The organism is Pseudomonas sp. VD-NE ins (assembly GCF_031882575.1).
Classification (GTDB): domain Bacteria; phylum Pseudomonadota; class Gammaproteobacteria; order Pseudomonadales; family Pseudomonadaceae; genus Aquipseudomonas; species Aquipseudomonas fluorescens_BZ.
The window spans coordinates 2,761,723-2,780,006 of record NZ_CP134772.1 but is presented as its reverse complement, the minus strand read 5'-3'; the positions used below and the strand labels follow the sequence as shown (position 1 = coordinate 2,780,006).

The 18,284-nt window shown below is 59.4% G+C and carries 11 protein-coding genes; 4 read left to right on the top strand and 7 right to left on the bottom strand.

From position 1 onward, the window contains the following. Window positions 1-127: 127 nt before the first annotated feature. Together RMV17_RS12300 and RMV17_RS12295 are read left to right on the top strand one after the other, a co-directional pair. Complete coding sequence (locus tag RMV17_RS12300; RefSeq protein WP_105708966.1) at window positions 128-1,786, top strand: nitrite/sulfite reductase; 1,659 nt, start codon at window positions 128-130, stop codon at window positions 1,784-1,786. After that, window positions 1,770-2,264: a DUF934 domain-containing protein gene (locus tag RMV17_RS12295; protein WP_007912572.1), complete on the top strand. Its 495-nt coding sequence runs from the start codon at window positions 1,770-1,772 to the stop codon at window positions 2,262-2,264. The genes RMV17_RS12300 and RMV17_RS12295 overlap by 17 nt, the downstream gene beginning before the upstream one ends. A 43-nt stretch (window positions 2,265-2,307) precedes the next feature. Here RMV17_RS12295 and RMV17_RS12290 read toward each other — a convergent pair whose 3' ends face one another. Beyond that, window positions 2,308-7,173 carry a dermonecrotic toxin domain-containing protein gene (locus RMV17_RS12290; protein ID WP_311886669.1) on the bottom strand — a complete coding sequence of 1,622 codons (4,866 nt, stop codon included), beginning with the start codon at window positions 7,171-7,173 and terminating at the stop codon, window positions 2,308-2,310. A gap of 190 nt (window positions 7,174-7,363) precedes the next feature. After that, a complete protein-coding gene (gene sohB / locus RMV17_RS12285; RefSeq protein ID WP_311886668.1) occupies window positions 7,364-8,392 on the bottom strand; it encodes a protease SohB in 1,029 nt (342 codons plus the stop codon). A gap of 204 nt (window positions 8,393-8,596) precedes the next feature. Between sohB and RMV17_RS12280 the strand changes: the two genes are divergently transcribed. After that, on the top strand, window positions 8,597-9,307 hold the full coding sequence (locus RMV17_RS12280) for a histidine phosphatase family protein (protein WP_311886667.1): 711 nt from the start codon (window positions 8,597-8,599) through the stop codon (window positions 9,305-9,307). 50 nt (window positions 9,308-9,357) lie between these two features. Next, entirely contained in the window at window positions 9,358-9,675 is a 318-nt protein-coding gene (locus RMV17_RS12275; RefSeq protein ID WP_007912567.1) for an SCP2 sterol-binding domain-containing protein, read from the top strand. A 161-nt stretch (window positions 9,676-9,836) separates the two neighbouring features. Here RMV17_RS12275 and RMV17_RS12270 read toward each other — a convergent pair whose 3' ends face one another. The 5 genes from RMV17_RS12270 to RMV17_RS12250 form a co-directional block, all read right to left on the bottom strand. Next, on the bottom strand, window positions 9,837-11,411 hold the full coding sequence (locus tag RMV17_RS12270) for an ABC transporter ATP-binding protein (RefSeq protein WP_311886666.1): 1,575 nt from the start codon (window positions 11,409-11,411) through the stop codon (window positions 9,837-9,839). Window position 11,412: 1 nt separating this feature from the next. Then, on the bottom strand, window positions 11,413-12,435 hold the full coding sequence (locus RMV17_RS12265) for an ABC transporter permease (protein ID WP_311886665.1): 1,023 nt from the start codon (window positions 12,433-12,435) through the stop codon (window positions 11,413-11,415). After that, a complete protein-coding gene (locus RMV17_RS12260; protein WP_311886664.1) occupies window positions 12,435-13,499 on the bottom strand; it encodes a microcin C ABC transporter permease YejB in 1,065 nt (354 codons plus the stop codon). Before RMV17_RS12260 ends, RMV17_RS12265 begins: the two co-directional genes overlap by 1 nt. Then, window positions 13,486-15,327 (bottom strand): extracellular solute-binding protein, encoded by a 1,842-nt coding sequence (locus RMV17_RS12255; protein WP_311886662.1) that lies wholly within the window; start codon window positions 15,325-15,327, stop codon window positions 13,486-13,488. The genes RMV17_RS12260 and RMV17_RS12255 overlap by 14 nt, the downstream gene beginning before the upstream one ends. A gap of 225 nt (window positions 15,328-15,552) precedes the next feature. After that, window positions 15,553-18,207, bottom strand: coding sequence for a TonB-dependent receptor (locus tag RMV17_RS12250; RefSeq protein ID WP_311886661.1), 2,655 nt, complete (start codon window positions 18,205-18,207; stop codon window positions 15,553-15,555). Window positions 18,208-18,284 lie beyond the last annotated feature (77 nt).

The window sequence follows — 18,284 nt, the reverse complement described above, 5'->3', positions numbered from 1 at the left end:
GTATATTGCCCCGGCTCCGTTAGGGAGTGCGCGGCCGTGCGCGCAGAATTGCAGAGGCAAAATCGGACTCCAGCACGCGAAAACGCAGCGTTTTCCGAGTAGCCCAAAGCCTGAGAACAGGACTTATATGTACGTATATGACGAGTACGATCAGCGGATCATCGAGGACCGCGTCAAGCAGTTCCGTGATCAGACCCGACGCTATCTGGCAGGTGAGCTGAGCGAAGAAGAATTCCGCCCCCTGCGCCTGCAAAATGGCCTGTACATCCAGCGCTTCGCGCCGATGTTGCGGGTGGCGGTGCCTTACGGCCAGCTGACTTCGCGTCAGACGCGCATGATGGCCAAGATTGCCCGCGACTACGACAAGGGCTACGCCCACATCAGTACGCGGCAGAACGTGCAGTTCAACTGGCCGGCGGTGGAAGACATCCCGGACATTCTGGCTGAACTGGCCACCGTGCAGATGCACGCGATCCAGACCAGCGGCAACTGCCTGCGCAACGTCACCACCGACCAGTTCGCCGGTGTCGCTGCCGATGAAGTGATCGACCCGCGCCCATGGTGCGAGATCGTCCGCCAGTGGACCACGTTCCACCCGGAGTTCGCCTACCTGCCGCGTAAATTCAAGATCGCCGTCAACGGTTCGACCGCTGACCGTGCCGCCATTGAAGTCCACGACATCGGCCTCGAGCCGGTGCACAACGCCGCTGGCGAGCTCGGTTTCCGCGTGCTGGTCGGTGGTGGCCTCGGTCGTACCCCGGTAGTCGGCGCGTTCATCAACGAGTTCCTGCCATGGCAGGACCTGTTGAGCTACCTCGACGCCATCCTGCGCGTGTACAACCGCTATGGCCGTCGCGACAACAAATACAAGGCGCGGATCAAGATCCTCGTCAAGGCACTCACGCCGGAAGTGTTCGCGCAGAAAGTCGATGCGGAAATGGAACACCTGCGCGGTGGCCAGACCACATTGACCGACGCTGAACTGCAGCGCGTGGCCAAGCACTTCGTCGACCCGGACTACAAAGCGCTGGAAAACCAGACCGCGCAACTCGCCGATCTCGACAAAGAGCATCCGGGTTTCGCTCGCTGGCGCACCCGCAACACCCTGGCGCACAAAAAGCCGGGTTATGTCGCCGTGACCCTGTCGCTGAAGCCGACCGGTGTTGCGCCGGGCGACATCACCGACAAACAGCTTGATGCCGTCGCCGATCTGGCCGACCGCTACAGCTTCGGTCAGCTGCGCACCTCGCACGAGCAGAACATCATTCTGGCCGACGTAGAGCAAAGCCAGTTGTTCACTCTGTGGGGCGAGCTGCGTGAAGGCGGTTTCGCCACGCCGAACATCGGTCTGCTGACCGACATCATCTGCTGCCCTGGCGGTGATTTCTGCTCGCTGGCCAACGCCAAGTCGATCCCGATTGCCGAATCGATCCAGCGTCGTTTTGACGACCTCGATTACCTGTTCGACATCGGCGAGCTGGACCTGAACATCTCCGGTTGCATGAACGCCTGCGGTCACCACCACGTCGGCCACATCGGCATCCTCGGCGTCGACAAGAAAGGCGAAGAGTTCTATCAGGTCTCCCTCGGCGGCAGTGCCAGCCGTGATGCGAGCCTGGGCAAGATCCTCGGCCCGTCCTTCGCTCAGGAAGCCATGCCTGACGTGATCTCGAAGCTGATCGACGTGTACGTTGAGCAACGTACCGAAGACGAACGCTTCATCGACACCTATCAGCGTATTGGCATCGACCTCTTCAAGGAACGCGTCTATGCAGCGAATCATTAAGAACAACGAGGTCGTCGACGAAACCTGGCACTTGCTGCCCAAGGATTTCAACATCGACGAGATCAGTAACTGCGACGATCTGATCGTGCCGCTGCAACTGTGGCGCGAACACAGCCGCATGCTCAAGGCCCGCGACGGTGGCCTGGGTGTCTGGCTGGACGCCGACGAAGAAGCCGAAGAAATCGGTGAAGACGTGGCTGAGTTTCAGGTGATTGCCTTGAATTTCCCGGCGTTCACCGACGGCCGCAACTACTCCAACGCCCGCCTGCTGCGTGACCGTTACGGTTTCAAAGGTGAACTGCGGGCGATCGGCGACGTGCTGCGCGATCAGCTGTTCTACATGCACCGCTGTGGCTTCGACGCCTTTGCCGTGCGTGCGGACAAAGACCCGTACGAAGCCCTTGAAGGTCTCAAGGACTTCTCGGTGACCTATCAGGCCGCCACTGACGAACCGCTGCCGCTGTTCCGTCGCCGCTGACCGCAAACCCCGAGCCCGCGCCTGCGGACTCGGGGTTTTCTGCTTAATCCTGGGATTGCCCAAACTGGCCCGTGACCGGCGGCAAGGCCAAACCCGGATGTCGACTCAACGCCTGGGTTGTCAGTCGCCTGCGTACCTGTGCAGCTTCGTTCCTGAAATTATCCAGAATGGTCCTCATCTGTTGCGAGGCCGCCTGGCGAGACAATCCGGTTCGTCTTTCCAGTTGTGCCAGTGATCGCCCGCTATGTTGCAGATTGTCTTCAAATGCTGCGCGCTGCGTCGTCGCCAGGTACTCCGACCAAAACTCCTCCTGACTGATCGACTCCAGTAGCTGCGGGCCTTGCTCAGCCCTGATCACCTCCTGACAGACCTGATCGATTTGCCCATCGGTGACCTCAGTGTCCAGCTCGGTATCCAGTTGCCGGGGTTGTCCGGGCAGTTGCAGTCGTTCGGCCAGTCGCACCCTGTACAAAAGGCCGATATCCAGTGCCTGCTGCGCGCTGAGTGAACCGGACTGCGCGCGCTGCGCAACGTCCATCAAGGCGTGCCGTTGCACCTCATGCAATCGAAACAGCCCACGCAACAGGCCGATCAATTCTCCCTCCAGGGTTTGTGTGCCCGTGCCCGTGCGCGTTGCAGCGGCAGCCCTGTAACACAAGAATCGGACTTCAAGGTCACTGAACAGCACGGCCACATTAACGGCACTGGCTCGACCGGCCCTGGCCATCCGAAATAGCGTACGGCGCAGCCTGGCGTCTGCGCAGATCGCCTCAAGCACGTTCCACACGCGCTGGCCCAGTTGATCGCGGGTACGGGTGAAGTCGGCGGCTGCGCGCAATTGTTCAAGTAACTCGAAAAAATCACGGGACTGCGGATCCGCCAGCAAAGACGTCAACGCTTCCTCTGCGCGAGCCACCGACACCTGCGACAAGCCACTCACCCAGCCGGTACCGTTATTGTCACCTGCCTGCCGTGCCGTGCCCGGGTAATCGTTGATCATCACGCCCAGATCCATTCCCTGCGTCTTTTGATATTGGGCAATTGCCTTGAGGCTCGATGCCGACAGCGGATTGCCGTCAATATTGATTCCTCGGCTCAGGGTTGCCCTGTATTTGAAGACAGCTGTGGGCACCTCGACGATTTTGTTATTGCGTAAATCCAGCGCCGCCAACTCAGTCAGCGCATCGATCTCCGTGGGCCATTCAGTAATTCCGCAAGCCCGCAGTTCAAGCCGGTGCAGTTGACGCTGGGACGCGATTCGAGGTACGCGCCCCAGCGTCGGATTCAAACTCAGATCCAGCGAAACAAGGCCGTCGTTGTTGCCGAACTCGAGCACCGACTCAATGAGCTCGATCCGGTTTTCACTCAGATCCAGATGACTCAGACCGGGCATTTCTTCGATTGCCTGAGGAATGCGCGTCAGCCCGTTCCCCGACAAATCAAGTGTGCTCAGCCGCGGAAAATTACGCAGGAATGTGTTCAACCCGCCACTTGCGCCCACCCCTCTCATTTGCAGCACGAAGATGTGACTGAAATCGGCGACGATGACCGGCAACTCCCCCAAAGGCACCGAATTGAGTACCAGGCAGTGCCCACTGTCGCCCGACTCAAGAGCCATGCGGGTTTCGCGGCGCCAGGCGCGCCGGATCGCTTGTGCGGCGCGGGATTTGCTGTGAGAGGGCACCATTTCGCGCACACCGTCAGCAGTGTGATACCAGGTAGCGCGATGGACCCAGCGCTCCAGCGTATCGACCATCGTTTGGTATTCAACCCGCATTTGCTCAAGCTTTCTGACAGCCAGGACATCGTCAGCATCCAGTAACGCCACAAACCGCTCGATCTGCTCGGTCAAATGGGAAGGATACAGCTTGGCCGCACGCTGCATGATCGCCGCAGATCTGGGCTTCAAAGGGCTGGTATCTGGCGCCGAGAGTCCCATGGAGTGCTCGACCCGACGGTCCGCCAGCCCCATGGGCGAGCGGTAGTCGGTGGCAATCGCTTCGACACTCAGCAATCGGGAAAAAGCTTCGCGGCGCTGCAATGCCAATGCCGTGATTTTCTGTCGAAGCAGGCTGCCGTCAGTGTCCGTGGCCACGCCAAGCGTCTTGCGAGCATGCGCCGGAAGGCTTTCCCATAACACCTGGAAAAAATCTGCGCGGGTCCGGGCAAGCTGCGTCGACAAAACGGTTCCCTGCGCATCCAGGCCCTGATAATGATCTGCATGTGCCTTGATGACGACCTTGTAGGCGGCGTTGGTTTGACCGATCCGGGCAGACTCTCCCGCCTCCACGATTTCGACCAAGACATCACCAGGCCATCCAGGCATGTGCATCAAAGTGTCGAGCAACAACTCATCGGCATCGCGGCCACTGACCGCATCCAGGTACAGCCCCTCATAAGCTCGGTTCAATCGCTGGATCGTTTCAAAGCACCGAGCCTCTTCGGCGAGTCGAAGCGGTACTTTTGCGGATTCGAGTTGCTCCCATTCGGTGACATCGGCATGCCTCACCAGCTCGTCAGCGATGCTGGCTGACAATAGCGAAAACGCCTTGCGGATGGGTTCCCCGCGCGCGAGTTCACAGACATCAACGCGCTGATAGAGCCGACTCATCAACGCCGAACGCTGGCGTAATGCAAGCGCTGCGACACAAGTGGTCAGCAAGGCACTCTGCTCGGAGGGTTTACTTGCCTTCGAACCCAGCAGAGTCACTTTCTCGTCCGCCTTGAGTCCCGCCAGCAGTGCCGTGTGAAACTGTCCTTGGCGCAGCGCGTCCTTGCTGATGTCCACGCGTCGAGACGTACTTTCAGCGCCGTAACGCGCTACTTCTGCTGCCCCAGCGTCCTTCACGACTACCGCCAGATCCTTGGGCCAGGTCGACGCCGTGGTCAGCAGGTACAACTGCAGATCCGCATCGGCGGAAGAAGCCAGCGACGGCGTGCCGATATGCTCCAGAAACCGCGAAACCTGCGCATCAGCGCGAAAGCGTCTGGCGGCATCGATCAGAAGTGCGATCGGCTCACCACTCTGGACGAACAACTGGCGCATCTGTGTCTCATTGATACCGGTGCTGGCGATGACCTCCAGGGCGCGGGCATCCGGCAGCCCTTCTTCCCGGTAACCCAGGCGGCGCAGTAGCGTGAGCTGGCTCCAGTCTTGCGCCAGTTCCGAGTCGTGCCGCCAGGCACCCGCCCCGTTGGTTTCGAGCAACGGGCTGTATCGCGAGGTTGACGACGTGCCGCGCATCTCCCACAAACCCGTGCCGGCGACCGGACGTACCGCATAGGCATCTGCTCCCATTGGCAAATAACACTCCCCACCCTGCCAGACCAATCCCTGGCTATCCTTGGAAAGACCACCCAGAACGGGCTCCCATTGGCGATAGGCGGCCATCCCCGGACTCCACAATCGATGTTCATTACCCGCAATGGGTACACGTCGCAAACCCAGCACGAAATTTGATGAGCGCACGGTTTTATAGGCCTTGCCTGCGGTCGCCCCACCCGCTGCAAAGGCAGCCATGAGTATCAGGTTTTCCAAGGTGTCGAACAGGCAATCCGTCGCGTGTTCCTGATCACCATGGGCCCAGCTCCCCACACCTTCGTAGATCTCATTGAGCAATTGCAGGCCGGCAACAGCAAACATCATCTCGCCGAGAACAGGCACAAAAGATGCAAAGAAAGCGAGCGAGTTCAACCCGATGGACTTATAGCTTTCCAGCCTGGCCAGGCGGGTCTTTTCATCTTCATCGCCAGTCGGCACTACCAGCAAGCGCGAATCTGCGCGAACCTTTTTCGAGTGATGCTTGAACAGCGCGACAAACAGGTCGTGCTGTGCATCACCCTCAGGCGAGACGGGTGTCACCGGCAAGTAGACGGTGGCAAACGGAAATTGTGTGGTATTGGCATTCAACAGTTTTACGTTCAGGCCGGCAAAGAATGTCGAGCGCTCCCCGAGGAGGACAAAGCGCATGAAAAAATTGCGCCATTCCACCTCTCGCAAACGCATGCTCAACTGGCGCTCGAACTGCGAGAACGACGCGTATTCCTTCAATGGATGATCCGGGTCACCGGGTATATAAACCACACAACGCTTATCGCCCGCAGCGCCTGCGCCAACCGGCCCGATCAACATGGGCCCCCTCAAGGTCACCCCGAGCAATTCGAGATTCCGATAACCCAGCGTTTGAGTACCCAGCCTGAGGGGGGACGCCGAGTCCTTGACTGACTTGAGCATTGCATAAACATCAGCGCTGATATGCCCGCGCATGAAAGCAATGTGCCGATCGACGTCGAATTGATCCCTTGAGCACGCCACCGAAACGGCGCGCAAACTGCCCGTTTGAGTATCACTGCCAAACATGGCTTCTGCATGTTTTTGGTATTGCGCGCCCAGATCGAGGTCACGACACAGTTTGGCAAACTCATGTGGTTTGAGGTCCAATATGCGACTACGCTGCCCCGTCACGCGCTCCGGAATATAAAGAAACGAATTATCGCTATAGTTGCCAGACTTTGTTTCCGAGAGTTCAAAGTTCTCGCAGGCGGCAGTCAGCAAATCGCGTTTTATCGGCAGCACCAGTTTTTTGCGCAATCCCAACAGGCGCGAAGTCGAGCGCACATGCTGGAAGAGCGCGCCCGTGACATCGAACGTTTCCCCCAGCTTGTCCGACATCGCTTTGGCCAACAGTGACGCACAGAAACTTTGCGGCGAACTCCACGCTTTGGCCTGCTCGCGTGCGGTGTGCCGGGACTTGTAGCTGAGTTTAAGGCTTGCGTAGAGCTCGTCGCGCACGACACTCGACGATTCCAGTAACCAGGATGGGATTTGCTCCTTGAACAAATCATAAAAGACACCTTGTTGCGCAGGCGTCATGTCCGACAACTTCAACGTTTCACTTTCAACATCCATGTTTAACAACCTTCATCTGATTTGAGCATTCAGAATAAAGTTGAAATAAAAATGGATACAGCGCGATTAGTTGATGAACTCGAGCAAAAACCATCAACAATAAAGAAGTTTAAAACATATAAGTAACGCACAAGCTTCTGAAAAGCTTAAACACGCCCGCACGACGGCTATCATGCGGGCGACGAAGTGATTACCAGAAGCGCTGCTGGGTCAGGCGACTCCACCAGCTCAGCAGTACGCGGTCGACCGAGCCGCTGGCGGCCATGCCGATGCGCTCCTGCAAGCTTTTGCGTTCGGCGTAGTGCAGGTGATAGACCTCAGCCTTTTTCGCCCGGTCTGCCAGGTATTCATCGCTGGTCTTGAGCTCATCGACCAGTTGCTTATCCAGCGCCGCGACGCCGAGCCAGACTTCACCGGTGGCGACATCGTCAATCGCCAGTTGCGGGCGATAACGCGCAACAAAGTTCTTGAACAGTTGATGGGTGATGTCCAGGTCTTCCTGAAACTTCTCCCGGCCCTTCTCGGTGTTTTCGCCGAACACGGTGAGGGTGCGTTTGTACTCGCCGGCGGTAAGGACTTCAAAGTCGATATCGTGCTTTTTCAGCAAGCGGTTGACGTTGGGCAACTGTGCAACCACGCCGATCGAACCAAGAATCGCAAACGGCGCGCTGATGATCTTCTCGCCAATGCACGCCATCATGTAGCCGCCGCTGGCTGCGACCTTGTCGATGCACACGGTCAACGGCACGCCGGCTTCACGGATCCGCGCCAGTTGCGACGATGCCAGGCCGTAGCTGTGAACCATGCCGCCACCGCTTTCCAGACGCAGAACCACTTCATCTTTTGGCGTGGCCAGGGTCAGCAGCGCAGTGATTTCATGGCGCAGGCTTTCAGTGGCGGAAGCTTTGATGTCGCCATCGAAATCGAGGACGAATACGCGGGATTTGGCTTCAGGTTTCTTCTGCTTTTTCGCGCTTTTTTCGGACTTGGCTTCGCCCTTGCGCAAAGCCTTGAGCTGATCCTTGTCGAGCAAGGTCTGCTCCAGGCGTTCACGCAGGCCCTTGTAGAAATCATTGAGTTTGCTGACCTGCAACTGACCGGCCGATTTGCGCCGGCCCTTGCTGCGCAATGCAGCAAAACTGGCCAGCACCACCAGAATGGCGACTACCAGGGTGACGGTCTTGGCCAGGAAGCTGGCGTATTCGGTGAAAAACTCCACAGAGACTCCTTAAACGATGCGCGGATGTGAGGCACACGCGGGATGGCTCCAGCATACCCATGCGCCGGCTTGTCGGCCAGCCGTGAAACCTCTGGCAACACCCCTGTAACGGGCATTTCAAACAAGCGTATGTTTTTTCATTGACAGCTCCCCGCCATCCTCATAACCTCGCCACAACCTTCAACGTACCGGGATGACGCGGACGTGGGCAGCATCTACTTGATTCGACATGGCCAGGCCTCCTTTGGTGCAGACGACTATGACGTCCTGTCGCCGACCGGTGTGCGCCAGGCAGAAATCCTCGGTCAGCACCTTGCAGAACTGGGGATCCGCTTCGATCGCTGCCTCGCCGGAGACCTGCGTCGCCAGCAGCACACGGCCACCAGCGCGCTGGAACAGTTCGCCGCCAAAGGGCTGTCGGTACCGATCCTGGAAACCGATTCCGCCTTCAACGAATTCGATGCCGATGCGGTGATCCGCGCCCTGCTCCCGGACATGCTGGCGGACGAGCCGGAAGCCCTCGACATCCTGCGCAACGCCGCGCAGAACCGTGGCGAATTCCAGCGTATTTTTGCCCTGATCATCGAGCGCTGGCTGGCCGGCACTTACGACACGCCGGGGCTGGAAAGCTGGCTGGGTTTCGTCGAGCGGGTTCAGGCCGGGTTGCACCGAATCCTTGAACAGGCCGGCGACAAACAGAAAATCGCCGTGTTCACCTCCGGCGGCACCATCACTGCCCTGCTCCACCTCATTACGCAAATGCCGGCAAAACAGGCCTTTGAATTGAACTGGCAAATCGTCAACACCTCGCTCAACCAGCTGAAGTTCCGCGGTCGCGAGGTGGCTCTGGCTTCCTTCAACAGTCATGCACACCTGCAGCTGCTGAAGGCTCCGGAACTCATCACTTTTCGCTGAGTCCGGACAACTGTGAACCTTGCTGTAATCAACCTCATAAGGATCGAACCATGACCTCCGTAGCCGATGCCGTAAAAGCAATGCAAGCCAAGTTCAACCCAGCCGCTGCTGCCGGTCTGGATCTGGTCTTCGGTTTCAACATCACTGACGAAGACAAGCAGTACTCGCTGATCGTCAAAGACGGTACCTGCGACATTCAGGAAGGTGAAAACCCGGACGCCAACTGCACGCTGGTGCTGGACAGCGAAACCCTGAAAGGTATCGTCAGCGGCGAAACCGACGGCATGCAAGCATTCATGGGCGGCAAGCTGCGCGTTGAAGGCGACATGATGCTGTCGATGAAACTGTCCGAGCTGTTCCCGTCGTAATAGCGACGTTCAGTGACACAAGAATCCCGCCCCCTGTGGCGGGATTTTTGCGTTTCGGCCCTGTAGGAGCTGCGGCACGCTGCGATCTTTTGACCCTGTTTTTTTTTAAAAAGCAAAGTCAAAAGATCGCAGCCTCGTTTCACTCGACAGCTCCTACAGGGTTACACGGTGAACGAAGCGGCCAGCAACTCTCGGGTATACGGGTGCTGCGCTGAATAAAACAGCGCATTCGTCTCGCCACGCTCCACCACCTCGCCATCCTTCATCACAATCAAGTCATGGGCCAACGCGCGCACCACCGCCAGATCGTGGCTGATGAACAGATAGGTCAAACCGTGCTCCGCCTGCAAGCGTCGCAACAGCGCGACAATCTGCTTCTGCACCGTGCGATCCAGTGCCGAGGTCGGCTCATCCAGCAGGATCAACTCGGGCTTGAGCACCAGCGCCCGGGCGATCGCGATGCGTTGCCGCTGCCCGCCGGAAAACTCATGGGGATAGCGATGTCGGGTGGCCGGATCGAGACCCACCTCACGCAGCACATCAATCACTGCCCTCTCGCGCTCGCCTGCGTTCAAATCGCTGTGCACCTGTAAACCTTCAGCGATGATCTGCTCCACGCATAAACGTGGACTGAGGCTGCCAAACGGATCCTGAAACACCACTTGCAGGCGTTTGCGCAGCGGCCTGAGTTGCTTGCCGCTCAACTGCTCCAGCGCCTCACCCTGAAAGCGAATACTGCCCTGGGCTTCGATCAAACGCAGAATCGCCTGCCCCAGTGTCGATTTGCCGGAACCGGACTCACCAACGATGCCCAAGGTTTTGCCGCGCTGAAGATTCAAGTCAACGCCGTTGACCGCGTGCAACCAGAATTTCGCGCGCAGCCATCCGCCGCCCAAACGGAAACGCACATTGAGATCGCGCACCTCCAGCAAATCCTCAGCGGGTTCCCGACACAACGCCTCGCCACCCGGTTCGGCGTTGAGCAACTCAATGCTGTAAGGATGCTGCGGCGCACTGAACAACCGTTCACACGGCGCCTGCTCGACAATCAATCCGCCACGCATGACCGCCACCCGCTGAGCGATATTGCGCACCAGATTCAGGTCGTGACTGATGATCAACAGCGCCATGCCCAACCGCTCCTGCAGTTCTTTGAGCAACAGCAGAATCTTGCGCTGCACGGTCACATCCAGCGCCGTGGTCGGCTCATCGGCGATCAGCAATTGCGGCTCACAGGCCAGCGCCATGGCGATCATCACCCGTTGCCGCTGGCCGCCCGACAGTTGATGCGGATAGGCCTTGAGCCGCTCGCGCGGGCGTTGAATGCCCACCAGTTCGAGCAATTCCAGAATCCGTAACCGCGCTGCCGCCCCGGCCAGCCCCTTGTGCAGCGCCAGGCTTTCGCCCAACTGCCGCTCAATCGTATGCAAAGGGTTCAGTGAACTCATTGGCTCCTGAAAAATCATCGCGATGCGGTTGCCACGCAGTTGCCGCAGATAGCGCTCATGCACGCCAAGCAGTTCATCGCCGCCATAACGGATGCTGCCGTCGATCCGGGTGATGGCCGGGTCAAGCAATTGCAGAATGCTGTGGGCGGTTACCGATTTGCCCGAACCGGACTCCCCCACCAGCGCCACGCACTCGCCAGGGCGGATATCGAGGTCGATGCCATGCACCACGCTCTGGCCATTGAAGGCGACGCGCAGGTCACGTATTTCGATCAGATGTTCAGGCATATCACGTCCTCGGATCAAACGCATCGCGGCAGGCTTCGCCGATGAATACCAACAGTGAAAGGATCAGCGCCAAGGCAAAGAACGCGGTCAAGCCCAGCCACGGCGCTTGCAGATTGCTCTTGCCCTGGCCGATCAACTCGCCCAGCGAAGCGCTGCCGGCCGGCATGCCGAAACCGAGAAAATCCAGCGCCGACAAGGTTGCAATCGCCCCGGTGAGAATGAACGGCAGATAGGTCAGCGTCGCGCTCATGGCATTGGGCAGGATGTGCCGAACGATCACCTGCGCATCACCGACACCCAGCGCCCGCGCGGCTTTCACGTACTCCAGACCGCGACTGCGCAGGAACTCGGCACGCACCACATCGACCAGGCTCAGCCAGGAAAACAGCGCCATGATCCCCAGCAACCACCAGAAATTCGGCTCGACAAACCCGGACAGAATGATCAGCAGGTACAACACCGGCAGCCCCGACCACACTTCCAGCACGCGCTGACCGATCAGGTCGATCCAACCGCCGTAATAACCCTGCAATGCTCCGGTGGCGATACCGATCAGCGCACTTGCCGCCGTCAGGGCCAGGGCAAACAACAGCGATATACGCGTGCCGAATATCACCCGCGCCAGCACGTCTCGCGCCTGATCATCGGTGCCCAGCCAATTGTCGCCGCTGGGCGGACTCGGCGCCGGCTCCGTGAGGTCGTAATTGACCGTGTCGAACGCGAACGGAATCGGCGCAAACCACAGCCGCCCGCCCTGCCCCTCGATCAATTGCCGTACCTGCGCGCTGCGATAGTCCGGTTGAAACGGCAGTTCACCGCCGAAGTCCTGTTCGGTGTAGCGCTTGAACGCCGGGAAATACCATTCGCCCTGATACGTCACCAGTAGTGGTTTGTCATTGGCGACCAGTTCACCGCCAAGACTCAAACCGAACAGCGCAAGAAACAGCCACAACGACCACCAGCCGCGCCGATGCGCCTTGAACCGCGCCCAGCGGCGCCGGCCGATTGGAGACAATGTCAGCATCAGGCAGCCCTCGTCGTGAAGTCGATACGCGGGTCGACCAGCGTGTAGCAGAGGTCGCCGAGCAGTTTTATCAGCAGGCCGAACAGGGTGAAGATGAACAGCGAGCCGAACACCACCGGATAGTCGCGCGCCACCGCCGCTTCATAACTGAGGCGGCCAAGGCCATCGAGGGAAAAGATCACTTCGATCAGCAACGAGCCGCCGAAGAACACCGTCACCAAGGCCTGCGGCAAACCGGCGACGACCAGCAGCATCGCATTGCGAAACACGTGACCGTAGAGCACCTGGCGTTCACTCAGGCCCTTGGCGCGCGCGGTCACCACGTACAGCCGTGAGATCTCATTGAGAAAGCTGTTTTTGGTCAGGATCGTCAACGTGGCGAAACCGCCGATGACCAAGGCAGTCACCGGCAACACCAAATGCCAGAAATAGTCGGCCACCTTGGCCCACGGCGACAGCTGGGCGAAGTTGTCCGAGACCAGCCCGCGCACCGGAAACCAGTCCAGCGCGGTGCCGCCGGCAAACACCACGATCAGCAGCAGCGCGAAGAGAAATCCCGGCAGCGCATAACCGATGATGATCGCCACACTGCTCCAGACATCGAACGCCGAGCCGTTGTGCACGGCTTTGCGAATGCCCAGCGGAATCGACACCAGATAAGTGATCAGCGTCGCCCATACCCCCAGCGACAAGGTCACTGGCAGCTTCTGCCAGATCAGCTCGGTGACGCTGGCGCCGCGAAAGAAACTCTGGCCGAAATCCAGTCGCGCATAGCTTTTGAGCATCAGCCACAAGCGCTCGCTGGCCGGTTTATCGAAGCCGTATTGACGCTCGATATCGGCCACCAGTTTCGGGTCCAGGCCTCGGGTCGCGCGGGATTCTCCACCGACGGTCTCGACGTGGCTGGAACCCACCGCCGCGCCTACGCCGATTCCCTGCAAGCGCGCAATGGCTTGCTCGACCGGGCCACCGGGCGCGGCTTGGACGATAACGAAATTGACCAACAGGATCGCGAGCAAGGTCGGCACGATCAGCAGCAGACGCCGCAGGCTATAACCCCACATGGGCGTACTCCTTGTGCATCTGGTTTGTGCTCAGTGCGGTCGGGCTGATTTCCCACCAGGTGTCGAGGCCAGCGTCGTACAGCGGCGCAGTCGCCGGTCGGCCGAAGCGGTTCCACCACACCGTGGAAATTCCCGGCGGGTAATAGTTGGGCACCCAGTAATAGCCCCACTGCAACACTCGATCCAGCGCATGGGCGTGACGCAGCAGACTCTCGCGGTTATCGGCCTGCACCAGCCCTTCGAGCAGTGCATCGACGGCCGGATCGCGCAGCACCATGTAATTGTTCGAGCCGGGATCATCGGCGCCGTCGGAGCCGAAGTAGTTGAACATCTCGCGCCCCGGGGCCTGACTCACCGGGTAACCGGCAACGATCATGTCGTAGTCTCGATTACGCACGCGGTTGGTGTATTGCGCCGTGTCGACCTGACGGATATCGAAGCCGATGCCGATCTGCGCCAGGTTGCGTTTGAACGGTAACAACAGCCGTTCGAAACCTTTCTGGCCATTGAGAAACGTGAAGTGCAGCGGCTCGCCATTGGCGTTCACCAATTGATCGCCCTGAGGCTTCCAGCCAGCGGCCTCCAGCAGTTTCAGTGCCTGCAATTGTTCGGCGCGGATATTGCCACTGCCGTCGGTTTTCGGTGCTTCAAAGACCGTGGTGAACACTTCATCGGGAATCTGCCCGCGCAACGGCTCGAGAATCTTCAGCTCTTCGGCATCCGGCAATGCAGTGGCCGCCAGTGCGCTGTGGGAAAAGAAGCTGCGCTGGCGCAGGTACATGCTGCGCATCATCTGCCGGTTGCTCCATTCGAAATCCCAGAGCATGGCGATCGCCTGACGCACGCGACGGTCCTGAAACGCTGGTTTCTGCAGGTTGAACACAAAGCCCTGCGCACCTTGAGCGGCACCCGGTGCGAGATGTTCACGGCGCAATTTGCCTTGCTCCAGCGCAGCCCCCGCGTAACCGATGGTGAAACTGGTGGCGGAGAACTCGCGGTTGTAATCGAAGCCGCCAGCCTTGAGCACCTGCCGCGACACGTCGGTGTCGGCGAAGAACTCCACACTCAGTTGATCGAAGTTGTACAGGCCGCGAGTGATCGGCAGGTCCTTGGCCCACCAGTCCTGCACCCGCTGAAATTTCACGCTGCGCCCGGCATCCACCGCGCTGATGCGATACGGGCCGCTGCCCGGCGGGATCTCGAAACCGCCGCCCTCGGCGAAATCGCGAGTACGCCACCAATGTTCGGGCAGCACCGGCAGTGTCGCCAGGTCCAGCGGCAAGGTGCGGCTGTCGTTGTTCTTGAAGAGGAAGCGCACTTGCGTCGGCGACTCCACGATGACTTCAGCGACATCGCGAAACTGCTGGCGATATTTGAGGCTGCCCTGGGTGGTGAACAGGTTGAAGGTGTAACGAACGTCTTCAGCAGTGATCGGTGTGCCGTCGTCAAAACGAGCCTTCGGGTTCAGGTAGAAACGTATCCAGCGGCGATCCGGATCCAGTTCCATCTGCTGCGCCACCAGACCGTAGACGCTGTAAGGCTCGTCCTTGCTGCGATAGGCCAGTGGCGCGTACAGCCAGCCATCAATGTCGGCCACACCGGTGCCTTTGTCGGTGTAAGGAATCAGGTGATCGAATGGTCCGCTTTCCAGCGACGAGCGACGCAGGCTGCCGCCCTTCGGCGCGTCGGGGTTGGCGTAGGCCAGGTGCTGGAAGTCGGGGGCGTATTTGGGAGGTTCGCCGTACACGGTTAACGCCGGTTGCGGGGCGGCCCAACTGAACGGGGTTAAAAGCGCGAAAGTGCTGAACAAAATGAGCCTTGAGAACATGGGCAGATCCTTTTACACGGTGCTGCTACTGGCCTCATCGCTGGCAAGCCAGCTCCCACAGGGTCTGTGATGTTCACAAATTCCATGTGGGAGCTGGCTTGCCAGCGATGGGGCCAAAACAGCCGACACACCTTCTGCCTACCTGTAATGTGCAACAGGCAGGCGATTTTTATAGGGCAGGCTTTAGATCAATAGGTGACTAAAACCCGCCATCGCTGATCATTCTCAGAACTTGTAACTGACCCGCGTGTACAGCGTCCGCCCAAACGGGTCGCCATATTTCGGGTCGTAGCCGCTCTGGAACGTGTAGGTCTGGTTGCTGAACGGTGGCTCGCGGTCGAACAGGTTTTTCGCGCCGAGGGTCACGCTCAAGGTCTTGCGCCAGGTGTAGGTGCCGGCCAGATCCCAGACGTTGTAAGAGCCAACGTAATCGTGGGTGTCGCGATCGGAGTCGTGGTAACCGCTGGTATAGCGGTTGGTCAGCGCGGCGCCGAACGGGCCGTAGTTCCAGCTGCCGGTCAGGCTGTGCCGCCAGCGCGCCACGGCGCCCGCCGAAGCAAAGTCGCCGCCACGGAAATCGCCGAGCTTGTCGATGTAGTCGCCCTTGAGTTGTTGCTGGTAGTCATAGCGGGTGACGTAAGTGCCTTGCAGACCGATGCCGAAATTGCCGTACGGCGTGCTCGGCAAACGGTAATCGAAGCTGACATCGACGCCATTGGTCTTGATCTTGCCGAGGTTGGCCAGCCCGGTGACGATGTGATCGATGGAGCCATCCGGCTTGCGCACCAGGCGATCCGGGTACAGTTCAGGGTTCTCGAACACCGCCGACTCGGGGAACTCGGCGATCTGGTTGCCAATGTCGATCCACCAGAAATCCAGCCCGGCGCTCAGGCGCTCGAACGGCTGATAGACAAAGCCGAGGGTGACGTTGCGGGCGGTTTCCGGGCTCAGATCGGTATTGCCGCCGCTGGTGCGATTGAACTGCTGCGCGCAATCACGGTTGGCGATGCCACCATTGCTCGGGTTGCCGCCAGCGCACAAGCGCGGATCGTTGTAGTTGGCGTTGGTGAAACTGGTAAAGGTCGGGTTGTACAGCTCGTACAATGACGGCGCGCGAAAGCCTTCGCTGTAGGCACCGCGCACCACCAGCTCCTTGAATGGCTGGAAGCGGAACGAGTACTTCGGATTGGTGGTGCTGCCGAAGTCGCTGTACTTGTCGTGGCGTACCGCTGCGGACAATTCAAGACTGTCGAGCACCGGCACGTTGACCTCGGCGTACTCGGCCGAGACGCTGCGATCCCCGGCAACACTGCCGTTCGGGTCGACACCGAGGCTTTGCACATCGCCAGCAAATGCTGCGAAATCCTGATGGAAGTCTTCCTTGCGATACTCGCCGCCGAGCGCCAATGCCGAAGGGCCGGAGCCGAACCAGTCGCCGATTTCACGGCTGATGCGCCCGTCGATAGCCTTCACCCGCCCGACCGCCGTGGCGTAATCGCCGTCCACCGCGTTGGCCGCCAGCAGCGCTGAACCGGCAGCTGTCTGCGGGCCGAACGGATTGATCACGCCGTTGGCAATACCGGCGCTGACCGCACGATCGTTGACGTAGCCGTCCTGAATGCTGTTGACCACTTTGTTCTGGTTGTACGAGGCACCGAGGTTGTAATCCCAGCCGACCAGCGTGCCGTCGACACTCAGCAGCAAGCGCTGACTGGTGTTGTCGTCTTCGTGCTGACGCGCGCCAACAGCGGTTTCACGCCAGTTCACGTCGATCGGTTGCGTCGGGTCGAGGGCAAAACCGTTCGGCCCGGGGGTGATGCCGTTGCCCGGATAGAACGCCGTGCCCGGGTTGACCTGATTGCTCATCAACGTGCCCGGGCCGATTTGCGTGCGGTTTTCGTTTTGCGCCCAGAAGTATTCGAGGCTGACGTTGTGATCGTCCGACAGTTTGCCGGTGGCTTTGGCGAAGGCCGAAGTCTTTTCCGTTTCCGGCACCAGATCGAGGTAATTCCACAGGCTCTGCCGGCAGATGCCGTTGCGCGCCAGCAATCCCGGCGCGTTGCAGCCCGATCCGGCCAAGGGGTTGGTGGCGTTATTGCCTTGACTCCAGTTGGCCGGCGAGGCGGTGCCGGAGGTGTAATCAAGTCCGCGGTTCGGCTGATAGTTGTAGGTGTAACCGCGATCTTCAGCAGCCAAACGTTGCTGTTTGTCATAACTGACCACACCAAACACGTTGAAGCGGTCCTCCTGCAAATCGCCGAAGCCCCAGCTGCCGCTGAAGTTGCGGCTTTCACCGCCACCCGAATGGGTTGGCGTGTCGTAGTTGGTGCTGATCTGCCCTTCGGTGAGGCTGGTCTTGGTGATGAAGTTGATCACCCCGCCAATCGCATCAGTGCCGTACAGCGCCGAGGCGCCATCGCGCAGTACTTCCACACGGTCAATGGCGGCAAACGGAATGGTGTTGAGGTCGACACCCGAGCCGTTGATCGCATTGGTGGCGTTGTTGCTCAGACGCCGGCCATTGAGCAGCACCAAGGTTTTGTTGGCGCCAATGCCGCGCAGATCCGCATAAGACGCACCGCCACTGCTTGACCCCACCGAACGCCCGGATCCGACCGAAGACTGGTTGGCGGAAATGCGACTGACCAGTTCCTCGGTGGTGGTGACGCCCTGCTCGCGCAACTCTTCGACGCGCAGGATGGTGACCGGCACCGCCGTTTCTGCATCGACCCGGCGGATTGCCGTCCCTGTGACTTCGACACGCTGCAGTTGGGTGGTCGGTTCGGTTGCCGTGCTGTCGGCGGCAATGGCCGGCAGCGTGTTGATTGCCAGCAGCAAGGCCAGGCTCAAAGGTGATTTGACGGGTGAAAACTGAATCATGAACAGCCATCCCTGCGTTTTGGTTTATGCAGGGATGTGCGATGACGAATAAGGATTTATAGAGGGCGATTTAGACC

Coding starts and splice junctions, on each gene's coding strand:
- RMV17_RS12290 (WP_311886669.1), bottom strand. CDS start 7,173: ATGGATGTTGAAAGTGAAACGTTGAAGTTGTCGGACATGACGCCTGCG.
- RMV17_RS12270 (WP_311886666.1), bottom strand. CDS start 11,411: ATGCCTGAACATCTGATCGAAATACGTGACCTGCGCGTCGCCTTCAAT.
- RMV17_RS12275 (WP_007912567.1), top strand. CDS start 9,358: ATGACCTCCGTAGCCGATGCCGTAAAAGCAATGCAAGCCAAGTTCAAC.
- RMV17_RS12250 (WP_311886661.1), bottom strand. CDS start 18,207: ATGATTCAGTTTTCACCCGTCAAATCACCTTTGAGCCTGGCCTTGCTG.
- RMV17_RS12300 (WP_105708966.1), top strand. CDS start 128: ATGTACGTATATGACGAGTACGATCAGCGGATCATCGAGGACCGCGTC.
- RMV17_RS12260 (WP_311886664.1), bottom strand. CDS start 13,499: ATGTGGGGTTATAGCCTGCGGCGTCTGCTGCTGATCGTGCCGACCTTG.
- RMV17_RS12265 (WP_311886665.1), bottom strand. CDS start 12,435: ATGCTGACATTGTCTCCAATCGGCCGGCGCCGCTGGGCGCGGTTCAAG.
- RMV17_RS12255 (WP_311886662.1), bottom strand. CDS start 15,327: ATGTTCTCAAGGCTCATTTTGTTCAGCACTTTCGCGCTTTTAACCCCG.
- RMV17_RS12295 (WP_007912572.1), top strand. CDS start 1,770: ATGCAGCGAATCATTAAGAACAACGAGGTCGTCGACGAAACCTGGCAC.